Below are 1940 nucleotides of genomic sequence, written 5' to 3'. Positions count from 1 at the left end.
GACGACCTGCGCGCCGCGCACGCGGGGCACCGGTACGAGCTGCTGTCGGGCGGCGACCTCGGGTGGCTGCGCGCGGCCCCCGGCATCGAGGTCATCGAGTTCGACGGCGGCTACGCCGTGTTCGACGCCGACAGCGACGCCGCCGCCCAGGACGTGTTGCGCCGCGCCGTCGCGGCGGGCGTCGTCACGAGCTTCTCCCCCCGGCATCCGTCCCTCGCGCAGATCTTCAAGGAGGTCATCCAATGACCGTTCAGACCCCGACCGTTCAGGCCCCGACCGTTCAGACCCCGACCGTTCGCACCCCCTCCTTCGCCCAGAGCATGTGGCTCGTCGCCGAGCGCGAGATCGGGTCGAAGGTGCGCAGCAAGGCGTTTCTCATCTCCTTCGGCATCCTGTTCGTCCTGGCGCTCGCCGGGGTGATCTGGGCGGGCACGACCGCGAACGACGAGGCGACCACGCCCGTCGCCGTCACGAGCGACTCCGCCTCGTACCTCAGCGGCATGCCGGGCGTGGATGTCACGACCGTCGCCGATCAGGCGGCCGCCGAGGCGCTCGTGAAGGACGGCACGGTGGATGCCGCGGTCATCGCCGACGGCGCGCCGCCGCTCGGCTTCTCGGTGATCGTCGACTCCGACGTGCCGAACACGCTGCTGATGACGCTGTCGCAGACGCCGAACGTCGTCGTACTCGACCCCGCGAACGCGACCAACTGGATCGGCTACATCGCGGCGATCGGGTTCGGCATCGTGTTCCTGTTCGCGGCGCAAACCTTCGGCGCGACGATCGCGCAGAGCGTCGTGGAAGAGAAGCAGACGCGCGTCGTGGAGCTGCTGATCTCGGCGATTCCGGTGCGGGCGCTGCTGGCGGGCAAGGTCCTCGGCAACACGGTGCTCGCGATGGCGCAGATCGTGATCCTCGCGGCGATCGCCGTCGTGGGACTCACGGTGACGGGTCAGACGGAGTTCCTGCAGGGCATCGGCGGGCCGATCGCGTGGTTCAGCGTGTTCTTCCTGTTCGGGTTCGTGCTGCTGGCGGCGCTGTTCGCCGCGGCGGCCGCGATGGTCTCGCGGCAGGAGGACATCGGGTCGACCACGACCCCGCTGATGTTCCTGATCCTCGGGCCGTACTTCCTCGTGATCTTCTTCTGGAACAACCCGACGGTGCTGACGATCATGTCGTACGTGCCGTTCTCGGCACCGGTCGGCATGCCGACGAGGCTGTTCCTGGGGCAGGCGCAGTGGTGGGAGCCGGTCGTGTCGCTGGCGATCCTGCTGGTCTCGTGCGTCGCGGCGATCCTCGTCGGCGCGAAGATCTACGAGAACTCCATCCTTCGGATGGGCGCGCGCGTCAAGCTCGGCGAGGCCCTGTCCTCGCGCTGACTCACCCCTCGTGGGGCCGAGTGTCCACGCCACGCCGCCACTGCCCTCGCTCACGCGGCGTGTTGTGGACACTCGACGTATCCGGTCAGCCCTTCAGCACGGAGAGCACGTTCCCGGCGGGATCACGGAACCACGCGATGTCCGGGCCCTGATCTCCGCCGCGGACGATGCCGCGCTCATCCGAGGGGAACTCGTCGTCGCCGTAGATCTTGGTCCGAACGCCACGTGCGTTGAGGTCCGCGACGGCGGCGTCGATGTCGTCCACGGGGAAGTTCAGGATCGTGAAGCTCGCCGGCTCGTGGTTCGGCTTCGAGTACACGAGGATGCGGCCGCCCGAGTCGAGGCGGATCTCGAGGAACCCCATGGGGTCGTCCTCGACCCGGAGCCCGAGGGTGTCGCGGTAGAACGTGCGGGCGGCGTCGATGTCGTCGACGGAGAAGCCGCTGAAGGCGTCGGTTGTCGTGAACATCCCTCCAGCATCCGCCGATCACACGCGCTCGACAAGCACCCCATCGGCATCCGCCCACACGTGCGCGCCGGGGCGGAAGGTCACCCCGCCGA

General features: G+C 68.8%; 3 protein-coding genes. 2 read left to right on the top strand and 1 reads right to left on the bottom strand.

Annotation, left to right across the window (positions count from 1 at the left end):
* Together WBP48_RS08200 and WBP48_RS08195 are read left to right on the top strand one after the other, a co-directional pair.
* On the top strand, positions 1-246 hold a 246-nt coding region (locus WBP48_RS08200), incomplete at its 5' end, for a DUF4162 domain-containing protein (protein ID WP_424438774.1).
* Positions 243-1379, top strand: coding sequence for an ABC transporter permease (locus tag WBP48_RS08195; protein ID WP_424438771.1), 1137 nt, complete (start codon positions 243-245; stop codon positions 1377-1379). The genes WBP48_RS08200 and WBP48_RS08195, both read left to right, overlap by 4 nt.
* A gap of 85 nt (positions 1380-1464) precedes the next feature.
* On the opposite strand, the gene WBP48_RS08190 is transcribed toward WBP48_RS08195, so the two are convergent.
* Positions 1465-1848, bottom strand: a complete 384-nt coding sequence (locus tag WBP48_RS08190) for a VOC family protein (RefSeq protein WP_424438768.1) — start codon at positions 1846-1848, stop codon at positions 1465-1467.
* Between the last annotated feature and the right edge of the window lie 92 nt (positions 1849-1940).

Origin of the sequence: Microbacterium sp. (genome assembly GCF_049661145.1) — a bacterium.
GTDB lineage: Bacteria > Actinomycetota > Actinomycetes > Actinomycetales > Microbacteriaceae > Microbacterium.
The sequence above is the reverse complement of the archived record's forward strand: the minus strand, read 5'-3'. Positions and strand labels throughout refer to the sequence as shown.